This is a genomic window from Butyrivibrio sp. AD3002 (assembly GCF_000420905.1).
In the GTDB taxonomy this organism is placed as follows: Bacteria; Bacillota; Clostridia; order Lachnospirales; family Lachnospiraceae; genus Butyrivibrio.
This window is the reverse complement of sequence record NZ_ATVV01000004.1, coordinates 118,017-141,016: the sequence shown is the minus strand read 5'-3', so window position 1 is coordinate 141,016 and position 23,000 is coordinate 118,017. Positions and strand designations below refer to the sequence as shown.

The following is a 23,000-nucleotide window of genomic DNA, read 5'->3' as shown; positions in this document are numbered from 1 at the left end:
TTTTGCAAAAAACCGTTTTACAATGATAATGTGCGATACCACACATTCAGGAAAAGCGGAGGGCAAAGGATGAACTTTTCAGAGCAGACAAAGAAAAACATTTATCTTGTTGTTATCGGATTATCGGTTATTGTGATGATTATACTGGTGTGCGGATATATCAGGGATAAAAAGTCCGCCCCGGATGAGATTCAGGGAGAAACACCGATAGCGCAGATGAAGCCTCAAAAGGATAAAGTCCTGGTGTCAATAAGCACTGAGACGATACAGGACGGACTTTCAAATATGGGGATACTGCTGACGCAGGAGTACTATTTTACGCAGGTTGAGAAGTACACCAAGGAAAAGAAAATTCTGAGCGTGCTGCCTACATCCTCTGAGTTCATGTACAGTTATGACGGTGCGGTCATGGCGGGGATTGATTTTGAGAAAATCGAGATCACCAAGGATGAGAAAGAAAAGAAGCTCACGGTCCATATGCCGGAGTCTGAGATACAGACGGTGAATGTCGATAAGGATACCTTCAAGATTTATTCCGAAAAGGACTCATTGTGGAATCCGCTGAAGCTTGAGGATTATAATATTTCTCTCGCTGAGTTTGAAAACACGGCGAAACAGAAGGCACTTGACAGCGGAATTCTGGAACGATCCGATGAGCAGGCAAAGAATTTGGTGATGAATTTTATAAAGAATTTCCCTTCTGCATCGGACTACGAAATTGTATTTGAATAAGGAGCGCGGCTATGACATTAAAGAAATTTACATGGATTGTTGTTCTTATACTTGTGGCAGTTATCTCTTTTACAAAGGTTGCTCCCTGGGCGGTGAAACCTGAAAATCATACGCATACGATGGAGCAGACGGAGGAGAAGATAAACACGGTTCTTACTCTTTCCGGCGGTGCAGCGGCAACAGCGGCTACTCTTTCTCTGCTTCCCGGGGACATGTGTACACCGATAGCAGAACAGCTTGCGGAGCTTGCAAAGTATTTTCTGCTTATTCTGAGTGCCCTCTATCTGGAGAAATTCCTTATAAGCATCTCGGGATATATCGCGTTTTCCGTGTTTATCCCGCTTGCCTGCATTGTTCTGTGCGGCGTGGTCATATTTGGGAAAAAGAGCTGGATAGCTGTTGCAGGCAAAATAGCTCTTATCGGACTCATAATTTATATGATTGTTCCGGCCAGCGTTAAACTCTCAGACATGGTTTATCAGACACAGGTTTCAAGAGTTAATGAGACGGTTGAAGAGTATAACGAGCTTGATATTGAATCGGATTCCGAGGGCGGAATTTTGGATGAGCTCACGACACTTACAAGTGATACGGTGGACAGGGTGACGAAATTCTTAAGCGGCCTTTTGGAGTCTCTGGCGGTTATGATTGTTACAGCCTGCGTCATACCGATACTTGTATTTGTGTCCCTTGTCCTTCTTGTGAAAATGATATTCACATCAAATGTGATGACGCTTGATTCCGGAGTGATTGATTTAATTGCGGAAAAGGTTTCGAAGAAACGATAGATTTGTTATAATGGTTAAGTCACTAACTGTTTCGGGGGAAACAAAAAACTCATAAAGGAGGAGAAGGTATAATGAAAGGTTTTGCAATGCTCAAAATCGGCGAAGTGGGCTGGATCGAGAAGGAACGCCCTGCTTGCGGACCCATGGATGCTATCTGTCGTCCGCTCGCTATCGCTATCTGTACTTCAGACGTTCACACAGTCTGGGAAGGTGCGGTAGGTGATCGCCACAACATGATTCTCGGCCACGAGGGATGTGCTGAGGTCGTTGAAGTTGGTAGTATGGTTAAGGATTTCAAACCCGGTGACAAGGTTCTGGTACCTGCTATCACACCTGACTGGAATTCACTTGAAGCACAGGCAGGCTATTCCATGCACTCCGGCGGAATGCTGGCAGGATGGAAGTTCTCTAATTTCAAGGATGGTCTTGATTCCGAATTCTTCCATGTAAATGATGCTGACGGTAACCTTGCACACATGCCTGAAGGTATGTCACTTGAGGATGCCTGCATGCTTTCAGACATGGTTCCTACAGGATTCCACGGCGTTGAGCTGGCAGATATCCAGTTTGGTGATACTGTTCTTGTTATCGGTATCGGACCTGTTGGTCTTATGAGTGTTGCCGGTGCACACATGCGCGGCGCATCAAGAATCATCGCAGTAGGAACACGTCCGAAGTGCGTTGAAGTTGCTAAGGCTTATGGCGCTGATGAATTCATCAGCTACAAGAACGGCACAATCGAGGATCAGGTTCTTGCAATGACAGACGGACAGGGTGTTGACAGAGTCGTTGTAGCAGGCGGCGGTGTTCAGACCTTTGAATCAGCTGTTAAGTCACTCAAGCCCGGCGGAAAGATCGGTAATGTCAACTATCTTGGAAGCGGCGACTATATCACAATCCCCAGAGTAGAGTGGGGCGTAGGTATGGGACACAAGCAGCTTGCAGGCGGACTTATGCCCGGTGGAAGACTTCGTATGGAAAAACTCGGAGCTCTTGTTTCTTCAGGAAAACTTGATGTAAGCAAGCTTTCAACACATGTATTCCACGGCTGGGAGCATATTCCGGAGGCATTACAGCTTATGAAGGATAAGCCCGCCGAACTTATTAAACCTGTTGTAATTCTTGATAATCAGCCATAATAAAGGATTTTCCGGGGCGGTCATCTGACCGCCCTGTTTTTAAGTAGACTTTGAATTGTTAGGAGCATTAAAGATATGCAGATTTTACTTATATCCGGCTTTCTCGGAGCAGGTAAAACCACGTTTATAAAGGAACTGATTAAAAGGACGGATAAGCGCCCTGTCATAATGGAAAATGAATATGGTGCGAATAACCTGGATTCACTCGAACTTCAGAATGCATCATCAAAAGAATCAGATATAAAGGTATTGGAGTTTATGGAGGGATGCGTGTGCTGCACCATGAAGGACAGCTTCGTCAATTCGGTGCTTGCGATCTTTTCATCCCTTGATCCCGAGTACTTGATAATAGAGCCTACAGGTGTAGGAAAGCTTAGCAGCATTATTGAGAACCTGAAGCCGGTTCTGAACAAAGTGATATTCCTGCTTCAGCCGACGGTGGTGATTTCACCTCTTTCCTTCAGGCAGAATATGAAGGAGTGGCCGGAGCTTTATACAGATCAGATTGCTAATGCGGGCAGAGTTGTCTTTTCAAAATGCGAAAATGCGGATCCGGATGAAATAAAGAAGGTTACGGAAGAAATCAGGCAAATAAATCCCAAGGCTGAAATTATCAGTGAGCATTACTCGAAGATGGATGATAAATGGTGGGACAGCCTTTTTCAGACAGAACTGACAGGCGATGGGGCTGTGGGATTAACGCATGACAATGGTGACGGTACTAAAGCGATGACAGTCTCAGATGAAACTGAAAGCGGCAGTTCGGAAGTATTCTCACAAGTAAGCATACAGAAGGCAGGAGTACATAATCCCACACAGCTCGTTCAGCTCCTGGAGGACTGCCTTAGAGGTGAATTCGGACTTGTGAGCAGGGCTAAGGGTACGCTTTGGGTAGGCAGTGAAATACTTCGATTTGACCTGGCGGATAGAATGTATGCTGTAACAGACTCTCCGGATGATAACTGCCAGTGCGTTTTCATCGGGAAAAATCTGGATGAAAAGAAGCTAAAAGACAGGCTAGTCAGCAGCTCTAGAAGGACTTTGAAGTGAGCTGCATGTTATGGTATCATGTTTCAGGATGTATAGGCATCATTGAAACAAATTAGTAAGGAATGGATTTTTAAATGTCAGAATTTGATCAGAGTAAAATCAGGAATTTTTGCATAGTTGCTCATATTGATCACGGTAAGTCCACACTTGCCGATCGTATGATTGAGACCACAGGTGTTCTCACCAGCAGAGAGATGCAGAACCAGGTGCTGGATAACATGGACATCGAGCGAGAGAGAGGTATAACCATCAAATCTCAGGCTGTGCGAATGGTATATAAGGCTAAGGACGGCGAGGAGTATGTTTTCAATATGATTGATACTCCCGGTCACGTGGATTTCGGATATGAGGTTTCAAGAAGCCTTGCGGCCTGCGACGGCGCAATCCTTGTTGTTGATGCAACTCAGGGCGTAGAGGCGCAGACTCTTGCAAACGTTTATCTGGCCCTTGACCACGACCTGGATGTCTTTCCTGTGATAAATAAAATAGATCTTCCCAGTGCCAGACCGGACGAAGTAAAGGAAGAAATCGAGGATGTCATCGGTATTGAGGCCCATGATGCACCTCTTGTTTCCGCAAAACTTGGAACGGGAATCGAGGATGTGCTTGAGGCTGTTGTGCACAGAATTCCCGCACCTACAGGTGATGCGAATAAGCCTCTTAAGGCGCTCATTTTTGATTCGGTATATGATTCATACCGCGGAGTTATCGTTTTTGTAAGAGTAAGGGACGGTGTCCTGAAAAAAGGAATGACCGCTAAGTGCATGGCTTCAGGAGCTTCATGGGAAGTTGTTGAAGTAGGTTATTTCGGTCCGGGACAGTTTATCCCCTGCGATGAATTGTCAGCAGGAAGCGTAGGATACTTTACCGCTTCAATTAAAAATATCCAGGATGCGCGTGTCGGTGATACAGTTACGGATGCGTTAAATCCTTGCGAGGAAGCGCTGCCCGGTTATAAAAAGGTAATGCCCATGGTTTACTGCGGACTTTACCCGGCTGATACAGCAAGATATCCTGAGCTTCGTGATGCGCTTGAAAAGCTCCAGCTTAATGATGCTTCGCTTTTCTATGAACCTGAGACTTCACAGGCTCTGGGCTTTGGATTCCGTGCAGGTTTCCTTGGACTGTTACATCTTGAGGTAATTCAGGAGAGACTTGAGAGAGAGTACAATCTCGACCTTGTAACCACAGCACCGGGCGTTGTTTATAAGGTGCACAAGACCGACGGCACAGTGTTTGATTTGACAAACCCTGCAAATCTCCCTGATCCTGCGGAGATTGAATTTATGGAGGAGCCCATTGTAAACGGTGAGATCATGGTTACTACGGACTATGTCGGATCCATCATGCAGCTTTGTCAGGAGAGACGAGGCAGATACATCAGTACCGAATACATCGAGGCTACCAGAGCGGTTCTTAAGTACGAGCTTCCGCTTAATGAGATTATTTATGACTTCTTCGATGCTTTAAAATCACGTTCAAGAGGCTATGCATCCTTTGATTATGAGATAAAAGGCTACGAGCAGTCTACACTTGTTAAGCTTGATATTTTGATAAATCATGAGCAGGTTGATGCACTTTCATTCATCGTACACAAGGACGGAGCGTACGATCGCGGCCGTAAAATGTGCGAGAAGCTAAAGGGCGAAATCCCTAGACACCTCTTTGAGATTCCGATCCAGGCGGCAATCGGAGGAAAGGTTATCGCCAGAGAGACCGTCAAGGCTATGCGTAAGGACGTGCTTGCGAAGTGCTACGGCGGTGATATCAGCCGTAAGAGGAAGCTTCTTGAGAAACAAAAGGAAGGTAAAAAGAAGATGCGCCAGATCGGCAGCGTAGAGATACCTCAGCAGGCCTTCCTCAGCGTATTAAAACTGGATGAGGGAAATTGATGACTTCACTTGGTATCTACATCCACATACCTTTTTGTATCCAGAAGTGTCTGTACTGCGACTTTCTCTCCTTTCCGGAGGGGAGACAGCAGCAGGCACTTTATTTTGATGCCCTGAAAAAGGAAATGCAATCAGCGGCGGATGAATGCGGAGATTATGAAGTTGTATCTGTTTTCTTCGGTGGCGGAACACCTACTTCCGTGGAACCGCAGTTTATCGCGGAAATAATGGACATATTGAAGGCGAAGTACAACCTCTCTGCGGATGCTGAAATAACTATCGAATGTAATCCCGGAACCGCTGATTTTAATGCCATTAATCTCTACCATGAATCAGGAATAAACAGACTGAGCATAGGGCTTCAGTCCGCAAAGGACGAAGAACTGCGGCGTCTTGGAAGAATCCATAATCTGTCACAGTTTGAGGAATGCTTTAAAAATGCCCGGGCAGCAGGTTTTGATAATATAAATGTGGATATGATGAGTGCCCTTCCGGGGCAGAGCCTCGAGGACTGGAAAAGTAATCTGGAGTTTGTCTGCAAACTTGATCCAAAGCCTGAACATATCTCTGCGTATAGTCTCATAATCGAGGAGGGGACCCCTTTCTATCAGATATATGGAGACGAGGCGGAGCAGCTTGAAAAAAGTGGTGATGCGACTAATGTTGCAAGCGAAAATGTGTACCTTCCGCTTCCCGATGAAGAAACAGAGCGCGTAATGTATCGGCTAACTAAGGCGATTCTCGCTGAAAACGGTTACCACAGATATGAGATATCAAACTACGCGACGGAAGGATTTGAGTGCCTTCACAATAAGCGCTACTGGCAGGGGGGTGACTACATCGGATTCGGCCTTGGAGCAGCGTCGCTCATGAGAGGCGAGCGTTTTCACAATACCGTGGATTTTCAAAAATACCTGAAGTGCCTGATCTCAGATGAAAGTGTGAGTGATGATTTCAGACCGGAAAGCATTCGTGAGGATATAGAAAAACTTGATACCACAGCCAGGATGGAGGAGTTCATGTTCCTTGGACTTCGCATGATATGCGGTGTTTCAGTGGAGGAATTCAAAAAAAGATTTGACCGTGAGATTGACGAAGTTTACGGCGATGTAATAAATGAGCTTGTATCTGACGGGCTCATGATTCGTGAAGGGGATAGTATTCGACTCACCGATAAGGGACTTGATATCAGCAATTACTGCATGGCGAAGTTTTTGCTATGAGCTTATGCAATGAAGCATATTTTGATGGGGGAAGACAAAAGAGAAAAATATATAAGACAAGGAAAATATAGTTAGATGAAAAAAGAAACACGAAGTAACAAAAAGCTTTTATGGATAATAATCATTCTTTTATTTATTATCCTTGCGCTTACCGCATGGTTTGAAATCCCTGTAACAGAGCATTTTAAGCTTGAAAGTGGCGGCAAAATTACCGGTCACGTGCGTTTTGCACTTATCACGGACCTCCATTCTTGTTATTACGGAAAAGACCAGGAAAAACTTAAAAATATGATCGATAAGGAAGAGGTGGATGCAGTACTTTTATCAGGAGATATTTTCGATGATAGATTTGATGATTCCAATTCGAAAATGATTATTGAAAAACTTGCTACCGAATATCCCTGCTATTATGTTGCCGGGAACCACGAGTTTTGGAGCGGCAGAGTACAGGAGATGAAGGAATATCTTAAAACTGTCGGAGTGACAGTGCTTGAAGGTGGCAACACTGAACTTGAAGTTCGTGGGAATACAATAGACATCTGCGGAGTTGATGATCCCACCTATATGTCCATGGATGAGTGGAGAAAGCAGCTTGAAAGCGCCATGACCACATCGGATAATTACAAGATTCTTTTGTCACACAGACCTGAAAAGGTAGATGTGTATAAGGATTATAATTTTGACCTTGTTGTAGCAGGACATGCTCACGGCGGACAGTGGAGAATTCCCTTTACAAAGTACGGAGTAGAAGCGCCGGATCAGGGCCTTTTCCCTAAATATGTCGATGGGCTTCATGCTTTATCTGATAAAACCAAAATGATTGTAAGCAGAGGCCTTTCAAGGGAGAGAATACCGCTTCCAAGGTTTTTCAATCATCCGGAAGTGGTGATTATCGAGATTGATTAAATATCGCAGTTCGGATTTTGCTTTTGCAGACCGAATAAGATTCTGCGATAATAATATATATGAATAATAGATTATCTGATAAAACTAAAAAACAATATGACATGCTAAGCGGGAGTTTGCTGGATAAAATTGTTATCTTTGCACTTCCGCTTGCTATTTCCAGTATATTACAGCAGCTTTTTAATGCTGCTGACCTTGCTGTGGTCGGAAGATTCGCTTCTTCGGAGGCAATGGCAGCGGTAGGAAGCAACTCATCGGTAATCGGACTTCTTATCAGCTTTTTTATCGGCTTGTCCGTTGGTGCAAATGCTCTTATCGCCATGGAAATCGGAAGAGGAAGAAATGACCAGATAAAGGAGACTGTGCACACGGTAATTGCGGTTTCTCTCATCGCGGGTATTGCACTCGTTTTTATTGGCTTTTTTATATCAAAACCGATTCTGATACTTATGGGTGCGCCGCAAAATGTTATGTCTCTCGCAATCGTTTATCTTCGCATTTATTTCCTTGGAATGCCTGCAGTAATGATATACAACTATGGCTCGGCGATCCTTAGGAGTAAGGGAGATTCGAAGCGCCCTCTGTATGCCATGATGATTGCAGGAGTAATAAACATTCTTTTGAATCTTCTTTTTGTTGTGGTGTTCCATCTGCATGTAATCGGAGTTGCTTTGGCGACGGTGCTTTCAAATATGTTCAGTGCGGGGCTTGTTCTGAGCTTTCTGATGACGGAGGAAGAACCGTTCAGATTGGAGTTTAAAAAGCTTTCCATCAAAAAGAAGTACCTCATCCGTATGATGAAGATAGGCCTTCCGGCGGGGCTTCAAGGCGCAGTTTTTTCTCTTTCCAATGTTGTGATTCAGTCTGCTGTAAACAGCTTTGGAGCAGATGCGATTGCAGGTTCAACTGCCGCAACCAATTTTGATTTCATTTCGTATTGTGCAATGAGTGCTTTTGCACAGTCTGCAGTAACTTTCACCAGTCAGAACTACGGCGCCTGCAATTTCGATCGCTGCAAAAAAGTATTCAGGATTTGCATGCTGTGTGGAATCGGGGTGTCTGCTACGGTAGTATTTTTGCTGGTGACCTTCAGATATCAGGCGATTCAGCTATTTACAACCGATCAGGCGGTAACAGAGTTTGCCATGAAAAGAATAATGACAGCGTTCGTACTGCATTTCCTTATAGGATCTTATGAAATCAGTGGTGGCGCACTAAGAGGAATGAACCATTCTCTGGCGCCTGCGGTTATATCTATTTTTGGAACCTGCGTCTTCAGGCTGATTTATGTATTTACCTATATTCCGAGCCATCATACTTTTGAGGCACTTTTCCGCGTATATCCGATTTCCTGGGTTATAACAGGGACAGTAACTTTAAGTGTGTATTTTATTGTGAGGAACAAAGAGTTTAGAAAGATTGCTGATAGGAAATAAGAAAAATATAAGGAACGCAAATTATCATGAACAACGACAGTAAATACAGGCTTGCAGAGGCAATTAAGGAGTGCATGAAAACAACCTCTGTTGAGAATATTACGGTAAAACAAATTGTGGATATCTGTGGTGTTTCAAGGCAGACGTTCTACCGCAATTTTATAGATAAGTACGACCTCATAAACTGGTACTTCGACAGACTCCTTGAGCAGTCCTTTAAAGAAATGGGCAGTAAGGAAAATCTGAAAGAGGGACTTATAAAGAAATTCAAGTACATAAAGGCTGAGAGAGTATTCTTTTCTGCAGCCTTTCGCTTTGATGAGCAAAACAACCTCAAGGAACATGACTTTATCATGATTTATGAGTTTTACTGCAGACTCATAAGGGAAAAGACAGGGAAGCTTCCGGATAAGAAAATCCGAAAGCTTCTGGAAATGTACTGTCAGGCCTCAATTTATATGACAGTTCAGTGGGTGCTTAAAGGCATGAAGGAATCAGAGTCAGAACTTGCTGATCTGATGATAGATGCCATGCCGGCTCCGATTGCAAAACTCTTTTCCGAGCTTGGAATATCATGGAACAAAATATCAAAAGTGTAACTTATATTTGTATCCCATAAATGCTAAGGTTTTAAGTGGTAGGTAATATCTGTGTAACGCAGGCAAAATAATAATTTTTTATGGGAGGCATTTATAATGGCAAACAGAATTTCATTAAACGGCACATCCTATCATGGAGCAGGTGCCATCGCAGAAGTAGTTAACGAGATTAACAACAACGGATTCAAAAAAGCATTCGTGGCTTCTGATCCCGATCTTATCAAGTTCGGGGTAACATCAAAGGTTACAGATCTTCTCGACGGAGCTAAGATTCCTTACGAGATATATTCCGATATCAAACCCAATCCCACAATTGAGAACGTAAAGAACGGCGTTGAAGCCTTCAAAAAGTCAGGTGCTGACTGCATTGTTGCTGTTGGTGGCGGATCTTCAATGGATACCTCCAAGGCCATCGGTATAATCATCACAAACCCTGAGTTTGCTGATGTTCGTTCACTTGAAGGTGTTGCACCCACAAAGAACCCTTGCGTTCCGATCATTGCAATTCCCACAACAGCAGGAACAGCTGCAGAGGTAACTATCAACTACGTTATCACGGATGTTGAAAAAGAGAGAAAGTTCGTATGTGTTGATACACACGATATGCCCATCGTTGCTATCGTTGATCCCGAGATGATGAGCTCGATGCCCAAGGGACTTACAGCAGCAACAGGTATGGATGCGCTTACACATGCAATCGAAGGTTATACAACAAGAGCAGCCTGGGAGATGACAGACATGTTCCATCTCGAGGCTATCAGACTTATCTCCAAGAATCTTCGCGGCGCTGTTGAAAATACCAAGGAAGGCCGTGAGGGAATGGCACTTGGTCAGTACATCGCAGGAATGGGCTTCTCCAACGTAGGCCTTGGAATTGACCACGCTATGGCTCATACACTTTCAGCTCACTATGATACTCCTCATGGTGTTGCCTGCGCTATGTTCCTTCCTATCTCCATGGAGTTCAACCGCGAGCACACCGGCGAGAGACTTCGCGAGGTTGCAAGAGCAATGGGTGTTGAGGGCGTAGATAACATGAGCCAGGAAGAGTACAGAGATGCTGCAATTGCCGCAGTTAAGAAGCTTTCTGAGGATGTTGGTATTCCGAAGACTCTTGATAAGATCAAGGAAGAAGATCTCGATACACTTGCAACAGATGCTCTTAACGATGCTTGCTATCCCGGCAATCCTCGTGAGGCAACCAAGGAGCAGGTAATCGAAATGTTCCGTATGCTTATGGCATAATGTGTAGATATTTTTGATTTGGATAGTAGTATTCGTGAAAATCACGGAAAATTAATATTGTCAAGTACGAATTATGCATCAATCTATTCATAATCCGTAGATTTTACGTCCCCCTTTTCAGCTATAATTTTGCTGGAGAGGGGGAAATTTTATATGTCTTGATTCAAAAATCATTCACTAATATTCGCATTGTTTATTCTTTTGTTTGTTGTAGGCTTTTATCTTGGTACGGATTCTGCATTGGTTCTGCAAGCTACAGTGTACTATCCTCATGATGTAAGAACTGAAGTGGTAAGGGAGGAGGTAGGCAGAGATTAACCCCGCCTATAAAACCCGGTCCCGGTCTGGGATACGATACCCATAATGCATAATTCCACCAGGCAGTTCATGACTTGAGCAACTGTCACTTCAATTCCGTTTGACAACAGTTTTTCAAAAATAACGGATGTGGTCTGGGGATAAAAATCCAGAGAATTAAAAATGTATTCCTGTGTCTTACTAAGCCCAAATGTGGAAGAAGCATTTATAGATTCTGTTCCACTTTGTGAAGAACCACCGGCAATTGCAGAAGATTCTTTGCAAACATTCTTCCCAAGATTTCTTTTCAGATAATCCACGATATCTTCCGGACTTGATGCGATATTTGCACCTTGTCTGATCAGTGAATTACATCCATAGCTAAGGCTGTCGCAGATCCTTCCGGGGAGTGCGAATACCTCACGGCCCTGTTCAAGGGCCATATCAACAGTGATAAGTGTGCCGCTTTTTTCTCTTGCCTCTATCACAAGGACGACATCTGACAATCCGCTTATTATCCTGTTTCTTGGCGGGAAAAACTGCGGCTTTGGCTGCGTTCCCGGAAGATATTCCGATATCACCCCTCCGGAGGATATCAGCTCATCATAGAGACTCCGGTTTTCCTCGGGATAACAGATATCTACGCCGCAGCCCAGAACTCCGTAGGAGTCTCCTCCGGCATATACAGCTGCCTGCTGAGATATGCCGTCGATGCCACGAGCCATGCCGCTTATTATCTGGACTCCCATGGACGCCAGCTTTTCGCCGAAAAGTTTGGCGGCAAATTTTCCGTATTCGGAACTGTTTCTTGCACCTATAATCGACACGGAAGGCCTCCTCTCATCAGGAAGTTTGCCGGCGCAGTATAGGGCAAAAGGCGGATCCGGGATATCAAGAAGTCGTATCGGATAGCCTGCTGATCCATAGTGATAAAAGTCGATTCCGGTATTGTATAGATGCTCATATTCAGCTTCAAGATTCCACTGCTTCTTTTTTAAGGCGAAGGCCTTGAACTGCTTCACAGTCATGATTTTCTTTAGCAGACTTTCATCGGCTTCAAAGATATTCTTACAACTTCCAAATTCCTGAAGGAGTTTCATAAGAGTCTTATTTCCAAGCCCCGGAACATTATGGAGCATATATGCGTAAGCATTTTCGGTTATCATGACACGCTCCTTTCTGAAACTCTTTTGCTGAAATATTTTGAATCCATCATTCTGTAGCAGGCAGCTTCTGTCAGATGCCGGGCCTCGATATTTTCAGAGCACTCAAGATCCGCAATTGTACGCGCTACTCGCAGAACCTTGTGATATGCGCGGGCGGAGAGATCCATTGTGTTGAAAATCTGCTCCATGAGGCGTTGTTCCTTGATACCCAGCTTGCAGTATTTTTGAATCTGCTTTGGACTCATCTCAGAATTGAAACGTATGCCTTCGCTTACAAATCTCTTTCTTTGAATTTCTACAGTTCTCATCACACGCTTTCTTATCTCAGCACTTGTTTCGTTGCAAGTGGTTCCGTGACTTAGCTCGCTGACATCCACTTTGGCGGCTTCTATGCTGATATCGATTCGATCCAGTATGGGACCGGATATTCTGCCCAGATACTTGCGTATCTCTGACTCCGAACATTTACATTTGTTGAGATCCGGATAATAACCACAGGGGCAGGGATTCATCGCACCAACCAGAAGCAGATCGGCAGGATAGGAAAAGTTGCCACCGCTTCGTGCTATATGAACCTCGCGGTCCTCGAGAGGCTGCCTTAAGAGATTCAAGGTATTGCGTTTAAATTCTGCCATTTCATCAAGAAACATTACACCTCTGTGGGAGAGAGAAATAACGCCGGGATGAGGATATAATCCACCTCCGGCAAGGGCAGACTCGGTTATCGAGTGATGCGGACTCATGAAGGGGCGTCGGGTTATAAGAGTTTCGCCCTTTTTCAGCATTCCTGCAACACTGTAAATTGATGATACTTCCAGCGCTTCGTCCCTCGAAAGAGGAGGCATGATAGAAGGAATTCTCTTTGCCACCATGCTTTTTCCCGAACCCGGAGGGCCTATCAGAAGAATATGGTGATATCCTGCAGTCGCAATTTCCACAGCTCTCTTAACCGCGGATTGACCGTTGATCTCTGCAAAATCCATGCCTTTTAGATAGTCATCACGGCATTCTGCATTTTTGAAAAGCGCATCGACATCGACTAATGTTGGCATGATCAGCGAATTTCGTTCTTCTTTATCGGTTTTGAGATATGCCACAACTTCGGAAAGGGAGCTTACACCAATTACCTTCATTCCCTGAACAACCGCTCCCTCACGGGCATTGTCCGCAGGCAGTATACATGTTTTAAAACCGCAGGAATAGGCGTGAGTCACCATCGGAAGAATTCCGCTGACCGCCTTTACCTCGCCGTCTAGTCCGAGCTCGCCGATGACAATTGTATCTTCGAGCGCATCTGCCTGAATCTCGCCGACTGCTGAAAGGATACCCACTGCCACCGGCAAATCCACGGCGATACCGGACTTTCTGATATCAGCGGGAGAGAGGTTGACCGTAATCCTCATGGGAGGAAGCGGATAGCCAGCATTTTTCAAGGCGACTTTGACTCTCTCTGCAGCCTCCCGGACATCGCTGCTCATAAAACCCACCATGTTGAACATTGGTATGCCGTCAGAGGTGTCAACCTCTACCTGCATCAGATACGGCATAATACCTTTTACCGCACCTGAAATTACTGTACTGAACATTAAAAATACTCCTTTCGGGCGCAAAAATAGCGCATCAAAGGATTTCTTCGAAATCAAATACAGGAAAATACGGAGAAACTCCGTGTGGAAAAAATAAGCGCGTTTACGCGCAAAGACAATTATATACAAACGAGACCTTTTTGCAAGAGGAAAATTCTAAAGTAACAAAAATTCATCTAAATTTTAGCTTTATTTCATTCTATGTTCGTTGACTTTTACTTCTCACATCTACAAGATAAAGATAGGAGGAAATGTCATGTCAAGGATTGATGATATTCTGAAAACAGCAAAAGAACATGGTGCATCTGATGTGCATATTACGGTTGGTATTCCTCCCAAGATGCGTGTGAACGGCAAGCTCATCGCGCTCGAGGGCTATAACAAAATGCTGCCGGACGATACCAGGGAAATAGCCGATACCATCATGAGCGTAAAGCAAAAGGAGCTGCTGGAGGCAAACGGACAGCACGATATGTCCTTTTCAATTATGGGGCTGGGGCGTTTCAGGCTAAACGTTTTTAAACAAAGAGGCTCAATTGCCATGGCAATCCGCCTTGTTGAGACGACAATTCCGGATGCGGAAACTTTGGGTATCCCCTCATCTGTCATTAATCTGTATCAGAGGCAGAGAGGCCTTGTGCTTGTAACAGGTCCCACGGGATCAGGAAAATCCACAACGCTTGCCTCTATAATCGATATGATAAACAGCAACAGGGAAGCGCATATCATCACTCTGGAGGACCCTATAGAATTTCTGTATCACCATGATAAATCCATTGTAAACCAGCGCGAGGTTGGACTGGACAGTGACAATTATGCGAATGCGCTGCGCGCAGCCCTGCGCGAGGACCCCGATGTTATCCTTGTGGGAGAGATGCGTGATCTTGAGACCATAAGCACTGCGATTACCGCAGCGGAGACAGGCCATCTTGTTTTATCAACGCTTCACACGATCGGTGCCGCAAGCACAGTGGACAGAATTATTGATGTATTCCCTCCGCATCAGCAGCAACAGATCAGAATTCAGCTGGCGAATGTTCTTGAAGCTGTTATCTCGCAGCAGCTTATACCAACAATCGATGAGGAGGCGAGGGTAGCAGCTTTCGAAGTCATGCACGTCAATTCTGCGGTAAGAAACATGATTCGAGAAGGAAAAACACACCAGCTCATCACTATTATGCAGACAAACAGAAAGCTTGGCATGGTCACTATGGATGAAGCCATCATTGATCTGTGCAGAGCCGGAAAGATTTCAAGAGACAAGGCGATTCAGTACGCGCAGGATCCCGAAGTAATGCAGAATAAGATTTTGAGATAAGATCAAAATATTTGATATAAAGATAATTTGTTTAGAGAAAATACGGACGAAAACACTTTTAGAAAGCGTTTTCGCCCTTATTTTATGCGGCTTTTTCAAAACAGAGGGAACGAAAAGCCAGGATTTTAGGGGTAAAATGGCACTTCTGTACAAACTTCATCTGCAAACTAAAAGAGGACATAAAGCTAGTACTTATCAATGGTTTAGCGGTTGCGCAAAGCGCGCACCCTAAAACCACGACTTAATAATCGATTGTGCAAATTGTATAAGGAAAACGTTTTACGTTTGTTAAAAAATCCCCATTGACCACAACAATATACAGGACTACAATTACTTTCAGAACAACCGATTGCGCATATTGTTGCGCAATAGAAACCAAAACCATAGTTTCGGTAAATGGAGGAGAAGAAATGAAAAAGAAATTGGTATCAGTTATGTTGTCTACAGCAGTTGCTGCTACAATGCTTGCAGGATGCGGCGGTAGCGGTGCGGATTCAGCAGCAGACACAGCACAGAGTGTTGAAGATGCAGCCACGGAAACAGCAGATGCGGTTGAGGAAGCTGCAGGAGATGTTGCAGATGCAGCAGAGGACGTTGCAGAGGACGTTGCAGAGGATGTTGCGGATGCAGTCGAGGAAGCAGCAGACGACACAGACTACGGCACAGGCGAGATCAAGGTATGGGTTGCTGATAACGTAGTTGATTTCACAAATGAGCAGATCGCAACTTTCCAGAGCGAGCATCCTGAATTCTCAGGCTACACATTTACAGTTGAGCCTGTAGGTGAAGGCGATGCAGCAGGTAACATGATCACAGACGTTGAGGCAGGTGCCGATGTTTATGCATTTGCTCAGGATCAGATCGCAAGACTTGTTACTGCAGGTGCTCTTGAAGAGGTTGAGGAGAGCAATGCAGAGGCAGTAAAGGCTGAGAACGATGCCGGTGCTGTTTCAGCAGCTACAGTAGGTGGCACACTTTATGCATATCCTATTACATCTGACAATGGTTATTTCCTTTACTATGATAAGAGCGTTGTAAGTGATCCTTCCACACTTGAAGGCATCGTTGCTGATTGTGAAGCAGCTGGCAAGAACTTCTACTGCGAGATCAACTCCGGATGGTATCAGACAGCATTCTTCTTCGGTGCAGGTGCTGAGCTTACATACGATACAGATGATGAAGGTAACTTTACAAAATGTAATTCTACATACGCTTCCGATGCAGGTGTTGTTGCACTTAAGGAGATCGCAGAGCTTGCTTCTTCCAAGTCCTTCCAGAATGGATCTGCAGCAAGTGAGGCTACAAACGTTGGTGCTATCATCGATGGTACATGGGATGCAGGAACAGTTAAGGATCTTTTCGGCGACAACTATGCATGCGCTAAGCTTCCTACATTTGAGGGCGCTGATGGCAAGAGCTATCAGATGAGCGGTTTCGGTGGCTTCAAGCTCCTTGGTGTTAAGCCTCAGCAGGACGACAACAAGCTTGCAGTATGTGATGCTCTTGCAGCATTTCTTTCAAGCGAAGACGTTCAGCTTGCAAGATACAATGCAGTAGGTTGGGGCCCTTCAAACCTCAATGCTCAGCAGTCTGATGAGGTTAAGGCAGACGAAGCACTTTCAGCTCTTGCAGAACAGCTTCAGTACACAATTCCTCAGGGACAGTATCCCGGCGAGTATTGGTCACTTGCTACATCACTCGGTGATTCAGTTATCTCCGGTGAGATCACAAAGGATTCTTCTGACGATGACTTCATGAAGGCTCTTGAGGACTTCCAGGCAACATGTGAAGGCTATGCTCAGTAATTTTTCATAAAACTGATATAAGATCCTAACTTCAGGCTCGGAATCACTATTGTTTCCGAGCCTGTCTTAGGATTTGGGAAGACTAGTTTGTTCTATAGATAAGGAGGCCGAAGGTATGGGAGGAGACGCGAATAATAAGAAAAAAAGCGGAGCGTCTTTGTTCTTTGAGGCTATCGGGAATGGCTTTAAGGAGATCGGAGTAACATTTGCACAGGGAGATATAAAGACAAAGCTCTCATTTATAATTCTCGGACTTGGTCCTATTTTAAGAGGACAATTTGTTATAGGAATTGCGCTTCTTCTGTGTGAAGTGCTTTTCTTCTGGTTTATGTTTGGATTCGGATGGCAATATCTGTCCAAGATAACAACTCTTGGTACAATCGCCACCAAAAAAGTTAAGAGAAAGACGGTTTATGGCGACAACAGCTTTCTTATTCTGCTGTTTGGAATACTCTGTGTTTTCGCTATAATCGCTCTGATTACAATCTGGTACATCAATATTAAGGAAAATCGTAAGGAAGAGCTGGCACTTAAGTCAGGGAAAAAACTTCCCACCAACGGCGATGCCCTTCGTTCCTTACTTGATAAGAATTTTGATAAAACACTTCTGGCACTTCCGGTAACGGGTGTGTTTGTATTCACTGTGCTGCCTATTGTTTTCATGATTCTGGTAGCCTTCACCAACTATGATAAAAATCACCAGTCACCTACCAATCTTTTCACCTGGGTGGGACTGGAGAACTTTAAAAACCTTGTTTCATTTTCAAAGAACGGACTTGGCCCCACATTTGTACAGGTTCTTCTTTGGACACTTATATGGGCTTTTCTTGCAACGTTCATTGATTACTTCCTTGGACTTGCTGTTGCAATTTTGATTAATAAAAAGGGCATAAAATTTAAAAAGCTCTGGAGAACAATTCTTGTCATGACAATTGCGGTACCTCAGTTCGTATCACTTTTGTATGTCATGAAAATGTTCGCAAACGATGGCCTCATAAATGGATATCTGAAGAAGTGGGGATTTATACAATCCTACATCCCGTTCTGGACGGATCCCATGCTCGCCAGAATTACAATTATTGTGGTTAATATCTGGATAGGTATTCCGTACATGATGCTTATAGCTACGGGACTTTTGATGAATATTCCTGAGGATCTGTATGAGAGTGCGAAGATCGACGGTGCCAACGGATGGCAGATGTTCAGAAGTATCACACTTCCCTACATGCTGTTTGTAACAGGACCTTTCCTTCTTACACAGTACACAGGTAACCTCAATAACTTCAACGTCATCTACCTTCTTACTCAGGGAAAACCGCAGTCCATGAATCTTGCTGAGAGAGCAGGTAATACAGACCTTCTGGTAACCTGGCTCTATAAGATGACGGTTACGGATACCAACTATAAGATGGCAGCTGTTCTCGGAATCGTAGTATTTATTGTTACTGCAGTTGTCTCCCTTGTGGTTTACAACATGCTTCCGTCAGTAAGAGATGAGGAGGGCTTCCAGTGATGAAATCATATAAAACAAAAAGAACCGTAAGTAACGTTATCGGATATATCGTTCTTATTTTAATAAGTATTATCTGGCTGTTCCCCTTTGTGGGACTGGTGCTTCAGAGTTTCAGATCCTATTCGAACGAGTACGGCGGAATGGTTGATTATCTGGTGCCTCATACTTTTTCACTGGATAACTACAGATTCCTGTTCTCAGGGGAGACTAACTTTGTAAAATGGTATGCAAACACACTTATCATAGCTGTTTGTGTCACTATTTTTCAGACGATAATCATCCTCTGCGTAAGCTATGCGCTCTCAAGAATGAGATTTAAGGGCAGAACACTGCTCATGCGCTTCTGGCTGATTCTGGGAATGTTTCCGGGATTCCTCACAATGATCTGTCTGTACTTCCTTTTGAAGCAGTTCGGACTTACTCAGGCAGGTGCGGTACCCGGACTTATCCTTGTTTCTGTTGCCAGCTCAGGTATGGGTTACTACGTATGTAAAGGTTACTTTGACACAATTCCGAAAGCTCTTGATGAGGCTGCAAGAATTGACGGTGCTACAAGAGCAAGAATATTCTTTACAATGATTATTCCTATGTCAAAGCCAATCATTATCTACACCGCGCTGGTTGCATTCATGGCTCCCTGGTGTGATTACGTATTTGCATCCTATGTTGCTTTCGGTCATGACACCAGTTACAACGTTGCGGTAGCTATGACAAGATGGGTTTGGACCAACGACTATCAGGGATATTTCACAAGATTCTGCGCAGGCGGAGTACTTATTGCAATCCCTGTATTACTTCTGTTTATGTTCCTTCAGAAATACTATGTTGAAGGTGTAACCGGCGGTGCTGTTAAAGGTTAAGCAGAACTTTCTTATGAAAAATGGCAAGAACATATGACTATGAATAATGCAAAAAAAACAACCTTAGAGGATGTAGCGGCTGCCCTTGGAGTTTCCAAAACCACCGTTTCCAGGGCTATTTCGGGAAAAGGGCGTATAGGTGAAGCTACAAGGACCCGCATTCTTGAATACATTGATCAAAATAATTTCAGACCGAATGTCGTAGCAAAGAGCCTTGCTGAGAGCCGAACCTTCAGTATTGCTGTAGTCTGGCCGGGGGATTATTCTCTTGTGGATCTTTCGTTTTTTCAGAAGTGTCTTGTCGGAATGAGTGAAGTGACCAGCGGACACGGATATGATATTATCGTGTCAGTGGTCAGCGGCGATGACATGAGCAGCCTTAAGAGAATTATTGAAAATCGCAAGGTTGACGGTGTTGTTCTGACAAGAACTCTGATCTATGACAAGCCTGCAGAATACCTGCTAAAAAGCGGTGTTCCTTTCGTTGCAATAGGTGAATCACCGAATGAGAGAATCATCACGGTTGATAACGATCACTTTGATGCATGCAAGGAGCTCACCTCGATTATGATAGGAAAAGGGCACACTAAACTTGCTCTCCTCGGAGGATCAAGAAATCTTGTGATCACGAAGAAGAGATATGAAGGGTTTGCAGCAGCCTTTGCACAGACAGGGAAAAAGCTCGATGAGTCGCTGGTTTTCCTTGATCAGGGAAACGAACAGAAGATGACTGAGATAGTAAAGCGACTGGCAGCCGAGAAGGTCGACGGTGTAATCTGTATGGATGATATGCTTGCTGCTTATGTGATAAGAATCTGCAGAACAGCAAATATCAAAATACCCGAGGACCTTAGACTCGCATCTTTCTACAACAGTACAACGCTTGAAAACTCTGTGGTTCCAGTTACGTCACTAAATTTTGACGACAGAAACCTGGGCGCTGTTGCAACAAGAATGCTACTGCGACTTATCGACGGCGAGAAGGTCGAGAACCAGAAACTCAAGACCTACGAAGTAATAATGAAAGAGAGCACGAAGTAGTGCTCTCTTTACCTTACCCTAGGAGAATATTATGCTATCAAAAGATTCACAATTATCATTTAATACCATGTCACTTACCCTTGACGGAAAGGGCTTCTATCCCGTAATGGGTGAAATGCACTTTTCCAGATACAGGAACAGATATTGGGAGGAAGAACTCTGCAAAATGAAGAGCGGCGGTGTCTCTATCGTATCGCTCTACACAATATGGATTCATCACGAGGAAATTCGCGGTGAGTTCGATTTTAGCGGTGACAGGAATCTCCGAAAATTCCTTGGCACTGTTAAAAACGTAGGACTTAACTGCATCCTTAGAATAGGACCCTGGGCACACGGCGAAGCAAGAAATGGTGGTTTCCCGGACTGGCTTCTTGAGGATGCTAAAGAAAAAGGATACGAACTTAGAAGCAATGCGCCTGAATATCTTGAGCATGCGAGAAATTTTTATGAGCACATCTATGAGCAGGCAAAGGGATTTTTTCTGAAGGATGGCGGTCCTATCATCGGAGTGCAGATTGAAAATGAGTACGGACACTGCGGCGGTTTTGGCGGCGAGGAGGGTGAAAAGCACATGCGAACCCTTCGCGACATGGCTGTGGAAATTGGATTTGATGTTCCGATTTATACAGCAACCGGTTGGGGCGGCGCTGTTACAGGGGGCATGCTTCCTGTTATGGGCGGCTACTGTGAAGCACCCTGGGATCAGAGAACCATTGAAATCGAACCAAGCGGCAACTACATTTTTACCAAGGAAAGAAACGACCACAACATCGGGTCCGACCACGGACTTGGTGTCGGGATCACTTTTGATATGGATAAATTCCCTTATCTTACAGCTGAGCTCGGAGGTGGACTTCAGGTTACTCACCACAGAAGATGCATAGCGACCGGAACGGATACCGAGGCCATGAGCATGGTGAAGATGGGCAGCGGTGCTAATCTTCTTGGCTATTATATGTATCACGGCGGAACGAATCCTGAGGGAAAACTTACTACTCTTCAGGAGAGCAGGGAGACAGGATATCCCAACGATCTTCCGGTTTTGTCCTATGATTTTAACGCTCCTATTAAAGAGTACGGGCAGATGTCCGAGACCTACAGAAGGGTCAGAAGACTTTCCATGTTTACCGCGGATTTTGGAGAGGCACTTTGCGACATGCCATATATCCCGCAGCCCGGAAACCCGGATAAGCCGGATAACTCATCTGACCTTAGAACTGCTGTAAGGGCTGTGAAAAAGGACATAAACGGCGAAGAGCTGATGAGCGGATTTTTATTTGTGAACAACTATCAAAGAAGATATGAGCTCGAAGCTCATGACGCTATTACATTGAAAGCTCATGATGAAAACGGAAATGTGATAGCTGAGTTTGAAGAGCGGGATGTGAAAAACGGTGATTATTTCTTCTATCCCTTTAACATGCCGATTGGCTTTGATGCAGTTCTGAAGAAGGCCAACATGATTCCTCTTTGCATTCTTCATGATGAGAGAGGAAGAGAAAATGCATACGTTTTCTATGCGGATGAAAGAGACTCAGCTGCAGCTGAGATAGAGGGTGACCTTGGGAACATCAAAATCGTTACCTTAAGTAGCTTCGAAGCTGAGCATGCCGTTAAGATAACCGACGAGAGGGGCGCTGAGCACCTGGTAATCTGCGAGTACGATGTTGTCGACAGGATTATCGGAAGCAACCGGAGAAGAAGCGGAGTGCTTGAAAACGGCAATCCGAACGGTTATGAGATTTATGCTGAGATTCCGTCTGATGGAAAAGAGCACACTGTTTCTTTCAGAGTGTGGCCGGATCTCGATGAGACACCTTCGGGATTTATTCATGCCGATGCAGAGAACGTGTCAGACACCTACATGGTGGACAGCATGGATTTTGCGGATTACAGATATGTGGATTCGCTGCTTAATCCGGTAAAGGCTGAGATAAAAGAAGACGAAAAGGCATACCAGCTGAATGTTACCAGCATAGACGAAGAGATTGATGAAGTTTATCTTCATATAAAATATGCCGGAGATCGAGGAGAACTCTTTGCAAAAAGTGACATCGATATTTTCCACGAGGGAGAGCTGATCGCCGACAGTTTTTACACCGGACAGGACTGGGAGATAGGCTTAAAGCGCTTTATCGGTTCTGAAGGAAAAACTGAGCTGGAGGAGAGTTTTGAAGGCGAAGTGGCAATTCATCCGCTTTTCGAAAATCAGGAGATTTATCTTCAGGAATGGCCGCAGCTATCTGAAGAAGCAGAAGGTAAGAAGTGTGCCTGCAGAATTGATGCAGTAGAGAGCGTTGCACAGTACAAGATAAAACTATGGTGATATGACAACAAAGACCGGATTATTTTATTATTTGTTGTTACTTGTAATAGCCATGCATGGTGGATTTTACCCACTGTG

Annotated in this window: 18 protein-coding genes; 16 read left to right on the top strand and 2 right to left on the bottom strand. The window is 44.4% G+C overall.

Going from position 1 to position 23,000, the window contains the following annotated elements:
* The first annotated feature begins 69 nt into the window (after positions 1 to 69).
* From G596_RS0105060 to fucO, 10 genes are all read left to right on the top strand, one after another.
* The gene (locus tag G596_RS0105060) at positions 70 to 732 is read left to right on the top strand and encodes a DUF4230 domain-containing protein (RefSeq protein ID WP_022760757.1); all 663 of its coding nucleotides are present in this window, start codon (positions 70 to 72) and stop codon (positions 730 to 732) included.
* Positions 733 to 743: 11 nt separating this feature from the next.
* A complete protein-coding gene (locus G596_RS0105055; RefSeq protein WP_022760756.1) occupies positions 744 to 1,520 on the top strand; it encodes a hypothetical protein in 777 nt (258 codons plus the stop codon).
* Positions 1,521 to 1,591: 71 nt separating this feature from the next.
* Entirely contained in the window at positions 1,592 to 2,659 is a 1,068-nt protein-coding gene (locus G596_RS0105050; RefSeq protein WP_022760755.1) for an NAD(P)-dependent alcohol dehydrogenase, read from the top strand.
* Between the two features lie 75 nt (positions 2,660 to 2,734).
* Positions 2,735 to 3,709, top strand: a complete 975-nt coding sequence (locus G596_RS20990; protein WP_022760754.1) for a CobW family GTP-binding protein — start codon at positions 2,735 to 2,737, stop codon at positions 3,707 to 3,709.
* A gap of 74 nt (positions 3,710 to 3,783) precedes the next feature.
* A complete protein-coding gene (gene lepA, locus G596_RS0105040) occupies positions 3,784 to 5,601 on the top strand; it encodes a translation elongation factor 4 (RefSeq protein WP_022760753.1) in 1,818 nt (605 codons plus the stop codon).
* Positions 5,601 to 6,824: a radical SAM family heme chaperone HemW gene (gene hemW / locus G596_RS0105035; protein ID WP_022760752.1), complete on the top strand. Its 1,224-nt coding sequence runs from the start codon at positions 5,601 to 5,603 to the stop codon at positions 6,822 to 6,824. Before lepA ends, hemW begins: the two co-directional genes overlap by 1 nt.
* Before the next feature lie 75 nt (positions 6,825 to 6,899).
* Positions 6,900 to 7,730 (top strand): metallophosphoesterase, encoded by an 831-nt coding sequence (locus G596_RS0105030; RefSeq protein WP_022760751.1) that lies wholly within the window; start codon positions 6,900 to 6,902, stop codon positions 7,728 to 7,730.
* A gap of 59 nt (positions 7,731 to 7,789) precedes the next feature.
* Positions 7,790 to 9,166, top strand: coding sequence for an MATE family efflux transporter (locus G596_RS0105025; RefSeq protein ID WP_022760750.1), 1,377 nt, complete (start codon positions 7,790 to 7,792; stop codon positions 9,164 to 9,166).
* 26 nt (positions 9,167 to 9,192) lie between these two features.
* Complete coding sequence (locus G596_RS0105020; protein WP_022760749.1) at positions 9,193 to 9,765, top strand: TetR/AcrR family transcriptional regulator C-terminal domain-containing protein; 573 nt, start codon at positions 9,193 to 9,195, stop codon at positions 9,763 to 9,765.
* Positions 9,766 to 9,861: 96 nt separating this feature from the next.
* Positions 9,862 to 11,010 carry a lactaldehyde reductase gene (gene fucO, locus G596_RS0105015; RefSeq protein ID WP_022760748.1) on the top strand — a complete coding sequence of 383 codons (1,149 nt, stop codon included), beginning with the start codon at positions 9,862 to 9,864 and terminating at the stop codon, positions 11,008 to 11,010.
* A gap of 314 nt (positions 11,011 to 11,324) precedes the next feature.
* Here fucO and dprA read toward each other — a convergent pair whose 3' ends face one another.
* On the bottom strand, positions 11,325 to 12,473 hold the full coding sequence (gene dprA, locus G596_RS0105010) for a DNA-processing protein DprA (RefSeq protein WP_022760747.1): 1,149 nt from the start codon (positions 12,471 to 12,473) through the stop codon (positions 11,325 to 11,327).
* Positions 12,470 to 14,059, bottom strand: a complete 1,590-nt coding sequence (locus tag G596_RS0105005; protein WP_022760746.1) for a YifB family Mg chelatase-like AAA ATPase — start codon at positions 14,057 to 14,059, stop codon at positions 12,470 to 12,472. The genes dprA and G596_RS0105005 overlap by 4 nt, the downstream gene beginning before the upstream one ends.
* A gap of 256 nt (positions 14,060 to 14,315) precedes the next feature.
* On the opposite strand from G596_RS0105005, the gene G596_RS0105000 reads away from it, so the two are divergent.
* From G596_RS0105000 to G596_RS0104975, 6 genes are all read left to right on the top strand, one after another.
* Entirely contained in the window at positions 14,316 to 15,377 is a 1,062-nt protein-coding gene (locus G596_RS0105000; RefSeq protein ID WP_022760745.1) for a type IV pilus twitching motility protein PilT, read from the top strand.
* A 410-nt stretch (positions 15,378 to 15,787) separates the two neighbouring features.
* Complete coding sequence (locus G596_RS0104995) at positions 15,788 to 17,182, top strand: extracellular solute-binding protein (RefSeq protein ID WP_022760744.1); 1,395 nt, start codon at positions 15,788 to 15,790, stop codon at positions 17,180 to 17,182.
* Positions 17,183 to 17,297: 115 nt separating this feature from the next.
* On the top strand, positions 17,298 to 18,695 hold the full coding sequence (locus G596_RS0104990; protein ID WP_022760743.1) for a carbohydrate ABC transporter permease: 1,398 nt from the start codon (positions 17,298 to 17,300) through the stop codon (positions 18,693 to 18,695).
* A complete protein-coding gene (locus tag G596_RS0104985) occupies positions 18,695 to 19,555 on the top strand; it encodes a sugar ABC transporter permease (RefSeq protein ID WP_022760742.1) in 861 nt (286 codons plus the stop codon). Before G596_RS0104990 ends, G596_RS0104985 begins: the two co-directional genes overlap by 1 nt.
* A 39-nt stretch (positions 19,556 to 19,594) precedes the next feature.
* A complete protein-coding gene (locus tag G596_RS0104980) occupies positions 19,595 to 20,596 on the top strand; it encodes a LacI family DNA-binding transcriptional regulator (protein ID WP_022760741.1) in 1,002 nt (333 codons plus the stop codon).
* Between the two features lie 31 nt (positions 20,597 to 20,627).
* Complete coding sequence (locus G596_RS0104975; protein ID WP_022760740.1) at positions 20,628 to 22,922, top strand: beta-galactosidase; 2,295 nt, start codon at positions 20,628 to 20,630, stop codon at positions 22,920 to 22,922.
* Positions 22,923 to 23,000 lie beyond the last annotated feature (78 nt).